We start from the raw sequence: 17,347 nt of genomic DNA, 5'->3' as shown, positions 1-17,347 counted from the left end.
CATCGTTCCTGTAGTCGGTGCTGCAAATCTAAAGGCACAGCGGGCATAGGTGCCCGAAAGGCCGCATATTCTAAGGAATATCCGGACTTTTGCAAATGACTTTTTCCGGCGGCCTATCGGACGCCATCCAGATTTGCTATAGAGCCGTCGTTGAAAACGGCCAGTCAGCTCCCGCCAAGTGCGGGTTTGCTGGAGATCCCGCATCCCTGCGGGTCTGCGCCGACATCACTGCCGGCGCGGATTCTTTACATTTTCGGCATGCCGCCGCCGGGCAACATACCGCCCATGCCGCGCATCATTTTGGCCATTCCGCCTTTCGCGGAGAACTTCTTCATCATCTTCTGCATCTGCTTGTGCTGCTTGATCAAGCGACCGATGTCCTGCACCTGGGTGCCGGAGCCCATGGCGATCCGGCGCTTGCGCGAACCGCTGATCAGCTCAGGGTCGCGGCGCTCGGCCGGGGTCATGGAATTGATGATGGCTTCCATCTGCTTGAATTGTTTCTCTGCCGCGCCCTGGGCGTTGCCCATCTGCGCCAGGTTCACGCCGCCGATGTTCGGCAGTTTGTCCATGAGGCCGCCGAGGCCGCCCATGTTCTTCATCTGTTGCAGCTGATCGCGGAAGTCTTCGAGGTCGAAACCCTTGCCCTTCTTCAGCTTCTTGGCCAGCTTGTCGGCCTTGTCCTTGTCGAGGGTCGCTTCGGCCTGTTCGATCAGGCTGAGCACGTCGCCCATGCCGAGGATGCGCGATGCGATACGCTCAGGGTGGAACGGTTCGAGCGCTTCGCTCTTCTCGCCCATACCGATGAACTTGATCGGCTTGCCGGTGATGGCGCGCACCGACAGGGCGGCACCGCCACGGGCGTCGCCGTCGACCTTGGTCAGGATCACACCGGTCAGCGGCAGCGCATCGCCGAAGGCCTTGGCCGTGTTGGCGGCGTCCTGACCGGTCATGGCGTCAACCACGAACAGCGTTTCGACCGGGTTGATCGCGGCGTGCAACGCCTTGATCTCGCCCATCATCTCTTCGTCGATGTGCAGACGACCGGCGGTATCGACGATGACCACATCAATAAACTTAAGCTTTGCTTCTTTTATAGCCGCTTGCGCGATCTCGACCGGCTTCTGGCTCAGGTCGGACGGGAAGAAGGTAACGCCGACTTCACCCGCGAGCATTTCCAGCTGCTTGATCGCTGCCGGACGGTAGACGTCCGCGGACACGACCATGACCGACTTCTTCTTGCGCTCTTTAAGGAAGCGCGCAAGTTTGCCGGCGGTGGTGGTTTTACCAGCGCCCTGCAAACCGGCCATCAGCACGACGGCTGGCGGAACGGCGCTCAGGTTGAGGTCTTCGTTGGCCGCGCCCATCAGGCTTTCGAGTTCGGCCTGGACGATCTTCACGAAGGCCTGGCCCGGCGTCAGGCTGCGCGACACCTCGGTGCCGACGGCGCGTTCCTTGACCGAATTGACGAAGTCCTTCACCACCGGCAAGGCGACGTCGGCTTCGAGCAACGCCATGCGCACTTCGCGCAGGGTGTCTTTGATGTTGTCCTCGGTCAGCTTGGCCTTGCCGGTGACATGGCGCAGCGTCTGCGAGAGACGGTCGGTTAAGTTTTCAAACATTGCGCGATCCTTTCAGGCCCTGTGTAGACCGGGATAATGGCGGCCCAGACCGGAATCAACATGTGCTCGGCGAGCCTGCGGCGTGGGCAGGTCGCGGATTATAGCGAAGACTGCGACTGGCGGACACCTCGCACTTTCGTGGCGTGTGGGTTCTATGCCAAACTCAGCGCCTTTCGGGCTTGCCTAACAGGATTTATGCTCCCCTTGTCACCCAGTTTGCTGACCACACTCGCCGCCGCCTGCTTATATGCCGCTGCGACCCTCTATCAGGGCACTCGTCTGGCCTCCGGCGCCAAGGCGAACAAGCGCCTGCTGGTTACGCTCGGCGTGCTGGCCGTCCTGGCCCATAGCGCCAGCCTGTTCACCCATCTGCTGACGCCAATCGGCTTGGGCCTGGACTTCTTCAGTGCCGCCAGCCTGATTGCCGCGGCGGTCATCGCCCTGACGCTGCTGGCCTGCTCGCGGATCCCGGTGGAAAACCTGCTTATATTGCTGTTCCCGCTGGGCGCCGCGACCGTGTTGCTGGCGCAGCTCGCCCCGGCCGGTACGGTGCAGATCATTGATGAAGAGCCAGGCATCCTCGCGCACATCCTGCTGTCGATCCTTGCTTACGGCATGTTCACCATTGCGATGTTCCAGGCCTTGCTGCTGCTGGTTCAGGACCATCAGCTCAAGCACAAGCACCCGTCCGGACTGATCAAGAACTTCCCGCCGCTGCAAACCATGGAAAGCCTGCTGTTCGGTTTCCTTTGGGCCGGCTGGACCCTGTTGTCGCTTTCGCTGCTTTCCGGCTGGCTGTTCGTCGACAACCTGTTCGCCCAGCACCTGGTGCACAAAACCCTGCTGGCGTGCCTGGCCTGGATCGTCTTCAGTGTGCTGCTCTGGGGTCGTAACCGCCTCGGCTGGCGCGGACACAAGGCCATTCGCTGGACCCTCGCCGGTTTCTGCCTGCTGATGCTGGCGTATTTCGGCAGCAAGCTGGTTCGTGAATACATCCTGCACATCTGACGGGCGGCATTAATGGACGACTTGCCCATAGGGCCGATGCTCGCAGTAGTGGCCCTGTTGATTTTATGGTCGGGGCTGTTTACCGCCATCGAGGTGGCGCAGCAGCACTTGCTGGCTCAACGCACTGCCTCGCGTGCCAGCGACAAGCCGGTGGCGAAACTGAGTTTTCCGCTCAACAGCCTGATTTTCTGTAACACCCTGTGCCGCGTGCTGGTGGTGGTCATCAGCACCTTGCTGGCGATTTTCACCTGGGCCGAAAATGGGCCATGGGCGGCTTTCCTCGGCGCTGGCGTGATTCTGCTGGTATTCGCCGACTACCTGCCGCGCACCCTCGCCGCCCGCTACCCCGACGCGATCCTGGCCCTGGGCAACACCTTGCTCGGCGTGCCGCTGAAAATCATCTACCCGGCCGCCTGGCTGCTTGACGGCGTCAGCCAGTTGCTGATGAGACCGTTTGCCCGCAAAGCCAACGTGGTGCAGCAAAGCGAAGACGAGACGCCGAATGATCGGCGCGACGACCTGGAACACCCTGTCTCTCGCCCGCACCCGGTGTCGGGCATCCACGCGCTGGACAACATCACGGTCAACGACATTCTGGTGCCGCGCAGTGACGTCGACGGGATCAACCTGGACGACTCGATCGAAGAAATCCTCGAACAGCTTCGTGCCAATCGGCGCACGCGCCTGCCGGTTTTCCACAGCGACATCAATCAGGTCGAGGCGGTGCTCAACACCCGGCAGATCCGCCATCTGTTGCCCGATGGCCACCTGACTCGCGAAGCGCTGCTGGCAGCGTGTCACGATCCCTACTTCGTGCCGGAAAGCACCCCGCTGCAGCTGCAACTGCTGAATTTCCACAAGCAGCAGCGGCGCCTGGGCATGGTGGTCGACGAGTACGGCGAAGTGCTGGGCATCGTCACCCTGGAAGACATTCTCGAAGAAATCGTCGGCGAATTCGAAAGCCAGCACAGCCTGGATAACCCGCACATCCATCCGCAGGCCGATGGACGACTGGTGATCGATGGTGCGGCGTCGATACGCGACCTGAACAAAAGTCTCGGCTGGCACTTGCCCAGCGATGGCCCGAAAACCCTTAACGGGCTGGTAACCGAGGCGCTGGAGACGATTCCGGAGAGTGCGGTGTGCCTGAAGATCGGGCGCTATCGGCTGGAGATTCTGGAGACGGAAGACAATCGCGTGACGCGCGTGCTGATCTGGCACACCAGTTCAGTTCCAGCAGTCATCTAAAGCTTGGCGCCCCCTGTGGCGAGGGAGCTTGCTCCCGCTGGGCTGCGAAGCAGACCCAATCACAGACGCCGCAATTATCCTGCTAGCACTCATTCAGCCATTTTGCGGCCGCTGCGCGCCCGAGCGGGAGCAAGCTCCCTCGCCACAAAAGCCATCGCCAGCGCTGGCCACTTGTTCGATCGTTAGCCACCTTCCTATAATCGATCCCGCTTACCCAGGCCCCGCCCCACCCCCGTGCTACCCGCACTCCGCTTCAAACCCACATCCCTGGGTGTTCGACCATAATAATTCGCTCCACTGGGGCACATGACTGTCAGGGATAACCGCACCAATGCTGTTGGGGGCCGGTTCGATGGTGGTGTGCTACGCGCTGTTCTACATCTCGACGGTGTTTTCGCTGAGTTATGGCGTGTCGACGCTCGGCTACACCCGCGAAACCTTCCTCGCCCTGCTGTGCTTCGACGTGCTGTTCATGGCCGCCGCCACACCGTTATCGGCCTGGGCCAGTGACCGTTATGGACGTAAACCGGTGCTGATCATCGGTGGCGTGCTGGCGATTCTGTCCGGGTTCTTGATGGAGCCGCTGATGACCCAGGGTTCGACCTGGGGCGTGGCGCTGTTTCTGTGCATCGAGCTGTTTCTGATGGGCGTGACGTTTGCGCCGATGGGTGCGTTGCTGGCGGAGCTGTTTCCGACGCATGTGCGCTATACCGGCGCGTCAGCGGCCTACAACCTGGGCGGTATTGTCGGAGCCTCGGCGGCGCCGTTCTTCGCGCAGAAGCTGGTGGCGGTGGGCGGTCTGAGTTATGTCGGCGGGTACGTGTCGGGGGCGGCGGTGCTGAGTTTGATTGCAGTGCTGTGCCTGAAGGAGACGCGGCATAACGATTTGAATCGGGTGGCATAAAGCAAAGTCAAAAGCTTCGTCGGAGCGCCGCCCGGAGCGAGCCCGCTCCCACATTAGATTTGGGTGCACACAACATCTGTGTTCACATCGATCAAATGTGGGAGCGGGCTTGCTCGCGAAGGTCGCGACTCGGTTACAGCTCTACAACAACAGCCTGAGAAGCACGGGTCGCTTTAGCCCGGGCCGCTTCAATCGATTCATCCCGCGCCAGCGCCACACCCATCCGCCGCTGGCCATTCACCTCAGGCTTGCCGAACAGACGCAACGCCGTATCCGGCTCGCTCAACGCAGCACCCAGGTTGGCGAATGCGGTCTGGGTCGACTGCCCTTCCACCAGAATCACCGCCGAAGCCGATGGGCCGAACTGACGAATCAAAGGAATCGGCAAGCCCAGAATGGCCCGCGCGTGCAGCGCGAACTGCGACAGGTCCTGAGAAATCAGGGTCACCAAACCGGTGTCATGCGGGCGCGGCGACACTTCGCTGAACCACACCTGATCGCCTTTGATGAACAGCTCGACACCAAACAGACCACGACCGCCCAAGGCTTCAGTAACCGCTTTGGCTACGCGCTCGGATTCCGCCAGCGCAACCGGGCTCATGGCTTGCGGCTGCCAGGATTCCTGGTAGTCGCCCTTCTCCTGACGGTGACCGACCGGCGCGCAGAAGGTGGTGCCGCCGACGTGACGCACGGTCAGCAGGGTTATTTCGTAGTCGAAGTCGATGAAACCTTCGATGATCACGCGACCTTTACCGGCGCGGCCGCCTTCCTGGGCGTAATCCCACGCGGTTTTCACGTCATCGGCGCTGCGCAGCAGGCTCTGGCCTTTGCCCGACGAACTCATGACCGGCTTGACCACGCACGGGAAACCCAAGTCCTGAACGGCCTTGCTGTAGTCCTCGAAGGTATCGGCGAAGTGGTACGGCGAGGTCGGAAGGTCCAGCTCTTCAGCGGCCAGGCGACGGATGCCTTCACGGTTCATGGTCAGTTGCGCGGCGCGTGCAGTCGGGATCACGGTGAAGCCTTCGGCTTCCAGTTCGACCAGGGTCGCGGTGGCGATGGCTTCGATTTCCGGCACGATGAAATGCGGCTTCTCGGCTTCGATCACCGCACGCAGGGCAGCGCCGTCGAGCATGTTGATCACGTGGCTGCGATGGGCCACTTGCATGGCCGGCGCGTTGGCGTAGCGATCCACGGCAATCACTTCAACGCCCAGGCGCTGCAGCTCGATCACCACTTCCTTGCCCAACTCGCCACAGCCACACATCAATACGCGGGTCGCGGTTGGCGACAATGGAGTTCCGATACGGGTCATCTCAGGTCCTCAAAGGAGCGGATCATCGAGGGATGCAACGCCACGCGCGCTTCCCATGGGGAGAAAGCGCGGCATTTTACATGAACCGCAGGGTTTGGCTTCAGCCGGCGACGGCCTGTTTGCACAGGCGCCACGCCATGATCAGCCACACAGCCGTGACACCGGCGAACTTCGAACCCATGGCGGTGAGGATCACGGCCGGGGTGAAGGCGTCGATCATGCCGAAGAAGATGAAGGCGATCAGGAAGAGCATGTGGCGCGGGAATACCTGTCAATTTGGCGCACAGATTACTTTATCTTTAGCTCACAAATAACCTGTGGCGAGGGAGCTTGCTCCCGCTGGGCTGCGAAGCGGCCCCAAAATCAGAGCATGGGGTGTCAGATAAAACAGGACCTGTCAGTTTTGGGCTGCTTCGCAGCCAGCGGGAGCAAGCTCCCTCGCCACAAAAACCTCATCAACCACAAAAACTCACAAGGCTCAGGAATCGGATTTGGAAGGCAGCATCCAAATCAACCCACTCGATTTCGCCCGCTCATGACACAACCCCAACACCTTGCGCCGCTCTTCGTTGTCCATCCGACTCCAGCGCGTGATCTCTTCCACCGTGCGCTGACACCCGGTGCAAATGTCATCGTCGTCCAGCGCACAGATATTCACGCAGGGCGATCGCACCGGACGTTCAGGCGTGTTCATTCTTCCTGCTCTGCCAGATCGCGGGCATAACGCTGCGAGTTATGCACATAGTGCGCAGCGCTGGCCTCGAGCATCTTCTTTTGTGGCTCGGTCAGCTCACGAACAACCTTGCCCGGCGAGCCCATGACCAGCGAACCGTCCGGAATTTCCTTACCTTCGCCGATCAGCGAGTTGGCGCCGATGATGCAGTTCTTGCCGATCTTCGCACCGTTGAGGATCACCGCGTTGATGCCGATCAGGCTGTAATCGCCGACGGTGCAGCCATGAAGCATGGCGTTGTGGCCGATGGTCACGCCAGTGCCGATGGTCAGCGGATAGCCCATGTCGGTGTGCATCACGGTACCGTCCTGGACGTTGCTGTTCTTGCCGATCAGGATCAATTCGTTGTCGCCGCGCAGTACCGCGTTGAACCAGACGTTGGCGCCCTCTTCCAGTTTGACCTTGCCCACCAGCACGGCATTGGGTGCTACCCAGCTCTGCGGATGGGTCTCGACACGGGCGTCGCCCAGGCGGTATTTCATCGTGTTGTCCTCAGGCTCAGGCAGCCGTGATTCACGCCATACGAACGATGGCTTCAGGTGTTGATAAAACTCTTGGGAGGCTGGTGCAGGCTGATTTTGGCGTCATAGAGCAGGTTGATCAACTCGACGATCATGATCGCCGTCAGGCCCCAGATCTTGTATTCGCCATAACGATAACTCGGCACATACCAGCTGTGCCCCTGGTAATCGATGCGATGGGTATGTTCGCGCGGGTCCTTGCGGAAGAACTCCAGGGGCACGCTGAACACGGCGGCGATCTCGGCATCGTTGGCCCGGTACTCGACGAAATCCGGAATCACGCCGACATAAGGCGTGACCTTGATGCCGTGCAGGGAGATCAGTGGACTCAGCGGGCCGATGACTTCGACCAGCCCCGGCGGCAGGCCGATTTCTTCTTCGGCTTCGCGCAGCGCGGTGAAAATCAGGTCCGGGTCTTCAGGATCCCGTCGTCCGCCAGGGAAGGCGACTTCACCGCCATGGGTCGAGAGCCCGCTGGCGCGCAGGGTGAGAACCAGTTCCGGTTCATCACTGCGAGTGATGGGCACCAGTACCGCGGCCTCAGGGAAACGCTTGTCGGTTTCCAGTGTGCGTGGGGTGTGGTTGCTTACTCGATGCAGTAGCTCGTCCAGCATGAGTCTTCTCGTTTTATTCGCTACTTCGCATCATGCACCAATCACACCGACCGCCCAACCCCCGAACTGCCGCGTGTCGCGAAACGACAACTTGCCGACAGACACCGCCGCACGCCAAGATAGGCGCAGCATTCAGGAACCCAAGCATGAAATTTTGCAGTCAGTGCGGCAACCCGGTGACACAACGCATTCCGGAAGGTGATTCGCGTCTGCGTTTTGTCTGTGACAGCTGTCACGCGATTCACTACCAGAACCCCAATATCGTCGCCGGCTGCGTGGCGACCTGGGGCTCGAAAGTGTTGCTGTGCCGACGCGCCATCGAGCCACGGCTCGGTTACTGGACCCTGCCCGCCGGTTTCATGGAGAACGGCGAAACCATCGAGCAGGCGGCCATTCGCGAAACAGCTGAAGAAGCCTGCGCGCGGGTGCGCAACCTGAGCATCTATACGTTGATCGACGTGCCGCACATCAGTCAGGTGCATGTGTTCTTTCGCGCGGAGCTGGCGGACCTGGATTTTTCCGCCGGCCCGGAGAGCCTGGAAGTGGCACTTTTCGACGAAGCCGACATCCCGTGGTCCGACCTGGCTTTCCGCACGGTGGGCCGTACTTTAGAATGCTTCTTCGCTGACCGGCGGACTGAGGTCTACCCCGTGCGGTCCGAGTCGATCCCGCCGCTTGCTCAGCCTGCCATTACTTGATTTCAGTTTCGGGATTTTCGCAGACGTTAAAAGATCGCAGCCTGCGGCAGCTCCTACAATAAAATAGCCGCGACACCTTTCAGGGATATCGTTTCAATGCGCTGGTTGCTTGCCGTGTTTTGCTTGTCGTTCGTTGCCATGTCACAGGCTTCCGTTGCGGAAACCCTGGACGGCAAAGTCATCGAAAAAGTCCTGGTTCTCAAGTCCACCCACCAATTGCAATTGATCAACGACGGCAAGCCGCTCAAGACCTATCGCATTTCCCTGGGCAAACGCCCCAAGGGGCCGAAACTGATGGAGGGCGACAAACGCACGCCTGAAGGTTTCTATTGGCTGGACTGGCGCAAGGTCAGCGATAAATTCAACCTGGCGATGCACATCTCCTACCCGAACATCAGCGACTCCGCGCGCGCGCGGCGCGAAGGCGTCGAGCCCGGCGGCATGATCATGATCCACGGAACGCCGGACACCGAAGACACCCCTGAGGACCTGTTCCACACTCTGGACTGGACCGACGGCTGCATCGCCATGCGCAATATGGACATGCGTGAAATCTGGAACCTGGTGCCGGACGGCACGATGATCGAAATCCGCCCGTAACCCCCTGGACTGTGAGAGACCTTTGTGGCGAGGGGGTTTAGCGAAACGTCGCACCGCCCCGTTCGGCTGCGAAGCAGTCGCAAAACGGGGGGCGTCTGGCATCTGTTGATTGGCGACAAGGCAGCGCGTTTGAATGATGCGCTGGAGGCGTTGGTCAACCGTAGTGAGATGAGTGCCAAGGTTTAGATCTTCGGCGCCTGACAGTCCGCTTTCGCGAGCAAGCCCGCTCCCACACTTGCTCCGTGAACGACACAGAATCAGTGTGAGAGCGGGCTTGCTCGCGAAGAGGCCTTCCGAACACCGCAAATCCAGGGCAATAAAAAACCCGCTGAAATCACTTCAGCGGGTTTCTCATTTCAACGATCTGGAAGATCAAAAATCCTCCAACCGCCACACCTCATAAGCCGGTGTCTCGTAGGGATGGCTCTGTTTCAGAGCCGCCACCACCGAGCGAATCAACTCATCCGCCACCACCAGCTCAACCTTCCATTCCTCAACCTGTTCGACCTGCCCTGCTTCGCCAATGAACGCCTGACTGCCCTCCAGTGGACGAAACTGACCCTGGCCCAACACCTGCCACGCGCAGTGATCATAAGCCCCGATCCGCCCACCACCGGCAGCGAATACGGCGCTCTTGACCACCTCGACATGGCTGCCCGGAACAAAAAAGCTGAGCTTGTACACGACGCTTAGTTAACCCACACGCGAGCGTTACGGAACATACGCATCCAAGGTGCGTCTTCGTTCCAGTCTTCCGAACGCCAGGAGTTCTGCACGGCGCGGAACACACGCTCCGGGTGCGGCATCATGATCGTTACGCGACCGTCGCGGCTGGTCAAACCGGTGATCCCGCGCGGCGAGCCGTTCGGGTTGGCCGGGTAGCTTTCGGTGACCTTGCCGTGGTTATCGACGAAACGCATCGCCACGCAACCCGACAGATCGGCTTCCAGCAACGCTTCCTCACTTTCGAACTCGGCATGACCTTCACCGTGTGCGATGGCGATCGGCATGCGCGAACCGGCCATGCCTTGCAGGAAGATCGAGTTCGACTCCTGGACCTGAACCATTGCCACACGGGCTTCGAACTGCTCGGAACGGTTACGCACGAAGTGCGGCCAGAACTCGCTGCCCGGGATCAGCTCGTGCAGGTTGGACATCATCTGGCAACCGTTGCACACGCCGAGGGTGAAGCTGTCGTTGCGTTCAAAGAAGCCCTGGAAGGCATCGCGAGCACGGCTGTTGAACAGCGCGGACTTGGCCCAGCCTTCGCCGGCACCCAACACGTCGCCGTAGGAGAAACCGCCGCAGGCCACCAGGCCTTTGAACTCGTTCAGGTCGACACGGCCGGCCAGAATGTCACTCATGTGCACGTCGATCGCGTTGAAACCGGCGCGGTCGAACGCGGCCGCCATTTCCACCTGACCGTTGACGCCCTGCTCACGCAGCACGGCAACCTGTGGACGGATGCCTTTCTTGATGTAAGGCGCGGCGACGTCCTGGTTGACGTCGTAGCTCAGCTTGACGCTCAGGCCCGGGTTGTCTTCTTCCAGCAGCACGTCGAACTCTTGTTCGGCGCAGTCGGCGTTATCGCGCAGACGCTGAATCTGGTAGCTGGTTTCAGCCCACTGACGTTGCAGCAGACGACGCTGACCTTCGAAGACAGTGTCACCGTTAAAGGTGATGTTGATCTCGCCGTTGTTCATCGGCTGACCGATCACCGACACGCAGTCGCCCAGGCCCGCAGCGCTGAACTGCGCGAGGATGTCCGGGGTGGCGTCCTGACGAACCTGAATAACGGCGCCCAGTTCTTCGTTGAACAGGATCGCGGCGATGTCGGCAGAAGTTTCCGCCAGACCGTCGAGGTTCAGGCTCAGACCGCAGTGGCCGGCGAAGGCCATTTCCACAACGCTGGTCAACAAACCACCGTCGGAACGGTCGTGGTAAGCCAGCAGGTGACCGTCGGCGTTGAGGCCCTGGATCACGGCGAAGAAGGCCTTGAGGTCTTCGGAATCGTCAACGTCCGGCGCTTGCGAGCCGAGCTTGCCATGAACCTGGGCCAGGATCGAGGCGCCCATGCGGTTCTGGCCACGGCCCAGATCGATCAGGACCAGGTCGGTGGTGCCTTTGTCCATGCGCAGTTCCGGGGTCAGGGTCTGACGGATGTCAGCCACTGGCGCGAAACCGGTCACGATCAGGGACATTGGCGAGGTGACCGTCTTGTCTTCGCCGTTGTCGTTCCAGCGCGTGGCCATGGACATGGAGTCCTTGCCCACCGGAATGGTGATGCCCAGCTCAGGGCACAGTTCCATGCCGACCGCTTTCACGGTGTCGTACAGACGCGCGTCTTCACCCGGGTGGCCGGCGGCGGACATCCAGTTCGCCGACAGTTTGATGTCGGAGATCTTGTTGATGCGCGAAGCGGCGATGTTGGTCAGGGTTTCGCCGATGGCCATGCGGCCCGACGCCGGAGCGTCCAGCAGTGCCAGCGGAGTACGCTCGCCCATGGCCATGGCTTCACCGGTGTAGACGTCGAAGCTGGTGGCGGTGACGGCAACGTCGGCCACCGGAACCTGCCACGGGCCGACCATCTGGTCACGAGCCACAAGGCCGGTGATGGTGCGGTCGCCGATGGTGATCAGGAAGCTTTTGCTCGCCACGGCCGGGTGATGCAGAACGCGTTCGACGCAGTCTGCAATTTCCAGCGTCGACGGATCGAAATCGTCGCCCAGTTCATTTTCACGAACGGCCGAACGGTGCATGCGCGGGGCTTTGCCCAGCAGCACTTCCAGCGGCATGTCCACCGGGCTGTTGCCGAAGTGGCTGTCGGTGACAGTCAGCTGTGGCTCGGCAGTGGCTTCGCCGACCACGGCAAACGGGCAACGCTCACGTTCGCAGATCGCCTGGAAGCGTTCAAAGTCAGCCGGGCCGACCGCCAGAACGTAACGTTCCTGGGATTCGTTACTCCAGATTTCGTGCGGGGCCATGCCCGGCTCGTCGTTTGGAATGTTGCGCAGTTCGAAGCGACCGCCACGGTTGCCGTCGTTGACCAGTTCCGGGAAGGCGTTGGACAGACCGCCCGCACCCACGTCGTGGATGAAGCTGATCGGGTTTTTGTCGCCCAACTGCCAGCAACGGTCGATGACTTCCTGGCAGCGACGTTCCATTTCCGGGTTTTCGCGCTGTACGGAGGCGAAGTCCAGGTCAGCCGAGCTGGTGCCGGTGGCCATGGAGGAAGCTGCGCCGCCGCCCAAACCGATCAACATCGCCGGGCCGCCGAGCACGATCAGCTTGGAGCCGACGGTGATTTCGCCTTTCTGTACGTGTTCGGCACGGATGTTACCCATGCCGCCAGCCAGCATGATCGGCTTGTGGTAACCGCGAACTTCGTCGCCACGCGGGGTGGTGATCGACTGTTCGAAGGTACGGAAATAACCGGTCAGGGCCGGACGGCCGAATTCGTTGTTGAACGCGGCGCCACCCAGTGGGCCTTCGATCATGATGTCCAGCGCCGTGACGATGCGCTCAGGCTTGCCGTACGGCACTTCCCACGGCTGTTCGAAGCCAGGGATTTGCAGGTTCGATACGGTGAAACCGGTCAGGCCAGCCTTTGGCTTGGCGCCGCGACCGGTAGCGCCTTCGTCGCGAATCTCGCCACCGGAACCGGTGGACGCACCCGGGAACGGGGCAATCGCGGTCGGGTGGTTGTGGGTCTCGACCTTCATCAGGATGTGCACCGGTTCCTGCACCGCGCCGTACTGGCGGGTTTCAGGGTCCGGGAAGAAACGGCCGGCGACGTTACCGACGATCACCGAAGCGTTGTCCTTATAAGCGGACAGAACGCCTTCGCTGTGCATCTGGTAGGTGTTCTTGATCATGCCGAACAGGCTTTTTTCCTGGCTCTGACCGTCGATGTCCCAACTGGCGTTGAAGATCTTGTGACGGCAGTGCTCGGAGTTCGCCTGAGCGAACATCATCAGTTCGATGTCGTGGGGGTTGCGCTTCAAACCAACGAAGGCGTTGACCAGGTAGTCGATCTCGTCTTCGGCCAGGGCCAGGCCCAGCTCGGTGTTGGCTTTTTCCAGCGCAGCGCGGCCGCCACCCAGGACGTCGATCGCGGTCAGCGGTTTCGGCTCGGCGTGGCTGAACAGGCCGGCGGCCTGTTCGAGGTTGCCCAATACGATCTGGGTCATGCGGTCGTGCAGCGCATCGGAGATCAGCTGCGCGTCGGCGTCGCTGAACTGGCCGGCCACGTAGAACGCGATGCCGCGCTCCAGGCGCTGGATCTTGCTCAGGCCGCAATTGCGAGCGATGTCGCTGGCTTTACTGGACCACGGCGAGATGGTGCCGAAACGCGGCAACACCAGGAACAGGCGACCGGTCGGCTCTTGTACCGGAACGCTTGGACCGTACTTCAGAAGGCGCGCGAGCACCTGCTGTTCGTCGCCGGTCAGGACGCCGGTAACTTCGGCGAAGTGAGCGAATTCAGCATACAAGCCACTGACAGCCGGAACCTTCTGGCTCAGTTGCTCAAGGAGTTTGCTGTGGCGAAAGGCAGAAAGGGCAGGAGCGCCGCGCAGGATCAACATCTTCGGGACAGCCTCGGGAAGGGGTGTGCTTTGAGGCCGTGCATTCTAGCCTAAACCGCCCGCGACAGCACCCGAAACGGTACGCACGGCCGTACCCGAACGTCGGGCCAGGTATTTGCGCCTGAAACAGCGGTTCGCCGGGGGTTATTTTTACTGTCATAAATTGTCGTTCCGGCCCATTCCTGCGGGCTCCAGAGCGGTTTCCAACTCCCTAGCAGACAAGGCCTTCGCTGTCGAGATATGGCGCTCGTGGTCCTTTGCGTATACTGCGCAAATGTTTTCCCCAACGGCTTTGCGTCCGCGGTACGCCAAATGGCTGATCGCAACCGGACTCTTCCTGATGCTCAGTGGCTGTGTTGATAAACCCAACACGCTGGAGCGCGTAAAGGAGGATGGCGTGCTGCGGGTGGTTACCCGAAACAGCCCCGCCACCTACTTTCAGGATCGCAACGGTGAAACCGGCTTCGAATACGAGCTGGTGAAGCGCTTCGCCGACGATCTGGGGGTCGAACTCAAGATCGAAACCGCCGACAACCTCGACGACCTGTTCAATCAGGTGGGCAAGCCCAACGGGCCGGTGATCGCTGCGGCCGGCCTGGTCAGCAGCGAAGCGCGCAAGAAGCAGGTGCGGTTTTCCCACTCCTACCTGGAAGTCACCCCGCAGATCATCTATCGCAACGGCCAATCGCGGCCGACCGATCCAAAAGATCTGGTCGGCAAGAAGATCATGGTGCTAAAGGGCAGCACCCACGCCGAGCAATTGGCCCAGCTGAAACGGAAATTTCCCGGCATCGAATACGAAGAGTCCGACGCGGTTGAAGTCGTCGATCTGCTGCGCATGGTGGATGAAGGACAGATCGATCTGACGTTGGTCGACTCCAACGAAGTGGCGATGAACCAGGTTTACTTCACCAACATTCGGGTCGCCTTTGACCTCGGCGACGCCAGCAACCAGAGCTGGGCGGTGGCGGCCGGCGACGACAACAGCCTGCTTAACGAGATCAACGACTATCTCGACAAGGTCAAGAAAAACGGCACCTTGCAACGCCTGAAAGATCGTTATTACGGGCACGTCGATGTGCTTGGCTACATGGGTGCCACCACCTTCGCCCAGCACTTGCAGCAACGGCTGCCCAAGTACGAGCATCACTTCAAGGCCTATGCCAAGCAAGAGAAAGTCGACTGGCGCCTGCTGGCGGCGGTCGGTTATCAGGAATCCCTCTGGCAACCGACTGTCACGTCGAAGACCGGCGTCCGCGGCCTGATGATGCTGACCCAGAACACCGCGCAGGCCATGGGCGTGTCCAATCGCCTGGACCCCAAACAAAGCATCATGGGCGGCGCCAAGTACCTGGCCTACATGAAGGAACAGCTCGACGAATCGATCCAGGAACCGGACCGCACCTGGTTTGCACTGGCGGCCTACAACGTCGGCAGCGGTCACCTGGACGACGCGCGCAAACTGGCGGCCAAGGAAGGACTGAACCCGGACAAGTGGCTGGACGTGAAGAAGATCCTGCCGCGCCTGTCGCAGAAACAGTGGTACAGCAAGACGCGCTACGGCTACGCCCGGGGCGGCGAGCCGGTGCATTTCGTGGCGAACATTCGTCGCTACTACGACATCCTGACGTGGGTGACGCAGCCGCAGCTTGAGGGTAATCAGGTTGCCGAAGGCAATCTGCATGTGCCGGGGGTCGACAAGACCAAACCGAGCCAGGAAACCCCGCAGCTTTAAAACAAAAGATCGTCCGAACGCGGCCCGAACCTTCGGCAGCTCCTACAAGATTATGTGTACACCCTGTAGGAGCTGCCGAAGGCTGCGATCTTTTGATCTTAGCCTTTCAAAGCTGCGGCCAGGATCAAAGCTTTCATCTCCGAAACAGCTGACTTGAACCCGACAAACAACGCATGCGCCACCAACGCATGGCCGATGTTCAGTTCGTTGATGCCCTTGATCGCCGCGACCGCTTCGACGTTGTGATAATGCAAACCGTGGCCGGCATTGACGATCAGCCCCTGGGCCAGGCCAAACGCCACGCCATCCGCCACACGCTTTAGCTCTTCAGCCACGTCCGTCGGCGTCTCGGCGTCCGCATAACGACCGGTATGCAATTCAATCGCCGGGGCGCCGACGCGGCGGGACGCTTCGATCTGCCGCTCGTCTGCATCAATGAACAGTGACACTTCGCAACCGATCTTCGCAAGGCGATCCACCGCTGCCTTGATCCGCGCTTCCTGCCCCGCCACGTCCAGGCCGCCTTCGGTGGTCAGCTCCTGACGGGTTTCCGGGACCAGGCAAATGTGCGCCGGACGGATGCGCTCGGCGAACGCCATCATTTCTTCGGTGACGCCCATTTCGAAGTTCATGCGGGTTTGCAGCACATCCTTGAGCACCAGCACGTCACGTTCCTGGATGTGCCGACGGTCTTCGCGAAGGTGCACGGTGATGCCGTCAGCGCCCGCCTCTTCCGCGTCCAGTGCGGCCTTGACCGGATCGGGATAGCGAGTGCCCCGAGCCTGACGCAGGGTGGCAACGTGGTCGATGTTCACGCCAAGAAGAATGCGGTTGCTGGTGGTCACGGAAGCGCTCCAGAAGAAGAGAAAGTTCGGTGCACAGCATACGGGGTGATCAGGGCTTGCGAAACAACTCGCGACTGACCAAGGGACGACCGCCCAAGTGAACGGCCAATGCCTGGCGCATCAAACGCTTGGCGGCGGACAACGCGCCGGGGGCTGACCAGTCGGCGTCGGCCATGGCCAGCAACTCGGTGCCGTTGAACAGACCGGGTTGCAGCAGGTAGACCTGTTCCAGACCGGCGTCCACTTGCAAACGGTAGAGACCGTTCGGGGCGATGGGTTCGCCGTGGATGTCGGTAGTCAGGGCGAAGCCGTAACCGAGATCGTCGAGCAAGCGCCATTCGAAGGAACGCAGCAACGGCTCCAGCGGACGGCCTTCGGCCAGCGCAAGCAAAGTCGCGGCGTAGTGATCGAAGACAGCGGGATGGGGATCTTCCGACGGCAGCAGGCGAATCAGCAACTCATTGAGGTAAAGACCGCTGAACAGCGCTTCGCCGTTGAGCCAGGTGGAAACGCCGGCACTTTCCATGCGGCCGACATTCTTCAACTCCCCCCGCCCCCGAAACTCGACTTCCAGCGGTACGAACGGCCGCGCGAGCGTCCCCGCCTTGCCCCGCGCACTGCGCAACACCGCCCGCAGCCGACCTTGCGGCGTGAGGAAATCCACCAGCGCGCTGCTTTCGCGGTAGGCGCGGGAGTGGAGGACGTAGGCGGGTTGGCCGGGAGGCGGGCTGGTTGACATCAGTTTCCGAATCTCAGGAGATCCACTGTGGAGAGGGAGCTTGCTCCCGCTGGGCTGCGAAGCGCCCCCAAAACCATGCACCTCAGTGTTTCAGGTAAAACGCGATGGCAGAGTTTACGACTGCTTCGCCCGAGCGCGGACCGGCCGGCGGGAGCAAGCTCCCTCGCCACAAAAGCCCG

14 protein-coding genes and 2 pseudogenes are annotated in these 17,347 nt (G+C 60.8%); 6 read left to right on the top strand and 10 right to left on the bottom strand.

The genetic code is table 11. The annotated features are described in order from the left end of the window. Positions 1-245 precede the first annotated feature (245 nt). Complete coding sequence (gene ffh, locus ACYZTL_RS21090; protein WP_017340267.1) at positions 246-1,622, bottom strand: signal recognition particle protein; 1,377 nt, start codon at positions 1,620-1,622, stop codon at positions 246-248. Between the two features lie 195 nt (positions 1,623-1,817). Between ffh and ACYZTL_RS21085 the strand changes: the two genes are divergently transcribed. The 3 genes and pseudogenes from ACYZTL_RS21085 to ACYZTL_RS21075 form a co-directional block, all read left to right on the top strand. Next, positions 1,818-2,630: a cytochrome C assembly family protein gene (locus tag ACYZTL_RS21085; protein WP_461953365.1), complete on the top strand. Its 813-nt coding sequence runs from the start codon at positions 1,818-1,820 to the stop codon at positions 2,628-2,630. Between the two features lie 12 nt (positions 2,631-2,642). Next, positions 2,643-3,878 carry a transporter associated domain-containing protein gene (locus ACYZTL_RS21080; protein ID WP_461953364.1) on the top strand — a complete coding sequence of 412 codons (1,236 nt, stop codon included), beginning with the start codon at positions 2,643-2,645 and terminating at the stop codon, positions 3,876-3,878. 328 nt (positions 3,879-4,206) lie between these two features. Then, positions 4,207-4,782: pseudogene (locus ACYZTL_RS21075) on the top strand (MFS transporter); the annotation flags it as partial. Between the two features lie 133 nt (positions 4,783-4,915). Here ACYZTL_RS21075 and purT read toward each other — a convergent pair. From purT to ACYZTL_RS21050, 5 genes and pseudogenes are all read right to left on the bottom strand, one after another. Then, positions 4,916-6,097, bottom strand: a complete 1,182-nt coding sequence (gene purT, locus ACYZTL_RS21070; RefSeq protein WP_461953363.1) for a formate-dependent phosphoribosylglycinamide formyltransferase — start codon at positions 6,095-6,097, stop codon at positions 4,916-4,918. A gap of 100 nt (positions 6,098-6,197) precedes the next feature. After that, positions 6,198-6,341 (bottom strand): annotated as a pseudogene (locus ACYZTL_RS21065) (preQ0 transporter); the annotation flags it as partial. A 234-nt stretch (positions 6,342-6,575) separates the two neighbouring features. Next, a complete protein-coding gene (locus tag ACYZTL_RS21060; protein WP_461953362.1) occupies positions 6,576-6,791 on the bottom strand; it encodes a DUF1289 domain-containing protein in 216 nt (71 codons plus the stop codon). After that, a complete protein-coding gene (locus ACYZTL_RS21055; RefSeq protein ID WP_027924900.1) occupies positions 6,788-7,312 on the bottom strand; it encodes a gamma carbonic anhydrase family protein in 525 nt (174 codons plus the stop codon). The genes ACYZTL_RS21060 and ACYZTL_RS21055 overlap by 4 nt, the downstream gene beginning before the upstream one ends. 53 nt (positions 7,313-7,365) lie before the next feature. Continuing rightward, a complete protein-coding gene (locus ACYZTL_RS21050; RefSeq protein ID WP_461953361.1) occupies positions 7,366-7,965 on the bottom strand; it encodes a CoA pyrophosphatase in 600 nt (199 codons plus the stop codon). A 146-nt stretch (positions 7,966-8,111) separates the two neighbouring features. Between ACYZTL_RS21050 and ACYZTL_RS21045 the strand changes: the two genes are divergently transcribed. Both ACYZTL_RS21045 and ACYZTL_RS21040 read left to right on the top strand, forming a co-directional pair. After that, positions 8,112-8,663 (top strand): NUDIX hydrolase, encoded by a 552-nt coding sequence (locus ACYZTL_RS21045; RefSeq protein ID WP_461953360.1) that lies wholly within the window; start codon positions 8,112-8,114, stop codon positions 8,661-8,663. 96 nt (positions 8,664-8,759) lie between these two features. Further along, positions 8,760-9,263: a L,D-transpeptidase family protein gene (locus ACYZTL_RS21040; RefSeq protein ID WP_461953359.1), complete on the top strand. Its 504-nt coding sequence runs from the start codon at positions 8,760-8,762 to the stop codon at positions 9,261-9,263. A 372-nt stretch (positions 9,264-9,635) separates the two neighbouring features. Here the strand turns inward: ACYZTL_RS21040 and ACYZTL_RS21035 are convergent, their stop codons facing one another. Beyond that, on the bottom strand, positions 9,636-9,947 hold the full coding sequence (locus ACYZTL_RS21035; protein WP_461953358.1) for an NGG1p interacting factor NIF3: 312 nt from the start codon (positions 9,945-9,947) through the stop codon (positions 9,636-9,638). 5 nt (positions 9,948-9,952) lie between these two features. Continuing rightward, positions 9,953-13,849 (bottom strand): phosphoribosylformylglycinamidine synthase, encoded by a 3,897-nt coding sequence (gene purL / locus ACYZTL_RS21030; protein WP_461953357.1) that lies wholly within the window; start codon positions 13,847-13,849, stop codon positions 9,953-9,955. Positions 13,850-14,123: 274 nt separating this feature from the next. Between purL and mltF the strand changes: the two genes are divergently transcribed. Continuing rightward, positions 14,124-15,584: a membrane-bound lytic murein transglycosylase MltF gene (gene mltF / locus ACYZTL_RS21025; protein WP_461953356.1), complete on the top strand. Its 1,461-nt coding sequence runs from the start codon at positions 14,124-14,126 to the stop codon at positions 15,582-15,584. Between the two features lie 98 nt (positions 15,585-15,682). Here mltF and pdxJ read toward each other — a convergent pair whose 3' ends face one another. Both pdxJ and recO read right to left on the bottom strand, forming a co-directional pair. Next, complete coding sequence (gene pdxJ / locus ACYZTL_RS21020) at positions 15,683-16,429, bottom strand: pyridoxine 5'-phosphate synthase (RefSeq protein ID WP_192228539.1); 747 nt, start codon at positions 16,427-16,429, stop codon at positions 15,683-15,685. A 49-nt stretch (positions 16,430-16,478) separates the two neighbouring features. Next, a complete protein-coding gene (recO, locus tag ACYZTL_RS21015; RefSeq protein ID WP_461953355.1) occupies positions 16,479-17,168 on the bottom strand; it encodes a DNA repair protein RecO in 690 nt (229 codons plus the stop codon). Positions 17,169-17,347: the final 179 nt, after the last annotated feature.

Source organism: Pseudomonas sp. LB3P81 (genome assembly GCF_054897965.1).
This window is presented reverse-complemented; position numbering and strand designations above follow the sequence as displayed.

Excerpts from the sequence above, each read along its gene's own strand:
- ffh (WP_017340267.1), bottom strand. The coding sequence starts at position 1,622 with ATGTTTGAAAACTTAACCGACCGTCTCTCGCAGACGCTGCGCCATGTC.
- ACYZTL_RS21085 (WP_461953365.1), top strand. The coding sequence starts at position 1,818 with ATGCTCCCCTTGTCACCCAGTTTGCTGACCACACTCGCCGCCGCCTGC.
- ACYZTL_RS21080 (WP_461953364.1), top strand. The coding sequence starts at position 2,643 with ATGGACGACTTGCCCATAGGGCCGATGCTCGCAGTAGTGGCCCTGTTG.
- purT (WP_461953363.1), bottom strand. The coding sequence starts at position 6,097 with ATGACCCGTATCGGAACTCCATTGTCGCCAACCGCGACCCGCGTATTG.
- ACYZTL_RS21060 (WP_461953362.1), bottom strand. The coding sequence starts at position 6,791 with ATGAACACGCCTGAACGTCCGGTGCGATCGCCCTGCGTGAATATCTGT.
- ACYZTL_RS21055 (WP_027924900.1), bottom strand. The coding sequence starts at position 7,312 with ATGAAATACCGCCTGGGCGACGCCCGTGTCGAGACCCATCCGCAGAGC.
- ACYZTL_RS21050 (WP_461953361.1), bottom strand. The coding sequence starts at position 7,965 with ATGCTGGACGAGCTACTGCATCGAGTAAGCAACCACACCCCACGCACA.
- ACYZTL_RS21045 (WP_461953360.1), top strand. The coding sequence starts at position 8,112 with ATGAAATTTTGCAGTCAGTGCGGCAACCCGGTGACACAACGCATTCCG.
- ACYZTL_RS21040 (WP_461953359.1), top strand. The coding sequence starts at position 8,760 with ATGCGCTGGTTGCTTGCCGTGTTTTGCTTGTCGTTCGTTGCCATGTCA.
- purL (WP_461953357.1), bottom strand. The coding sequence starts at position 13,849 with ATGTTGATCCTGCGCGGCGCTCCTGCCCTTTCTGCCTTTCGCCACAGC.
- mltF (WP_461953356.1), top strand. The coding sequence starts at position 14,124 with ATGTTTTCCCCAACGGCTTTGCGTCCGCGGTACGCCAAATGGCTGATC.
- recO (WP_461953355.1), bottom strand. The coding sequence starts at position 17,168 with ATGTCAACCAGCCCGCCTCCCGGCCAACCCGCCTACGTCCTCCACTCC.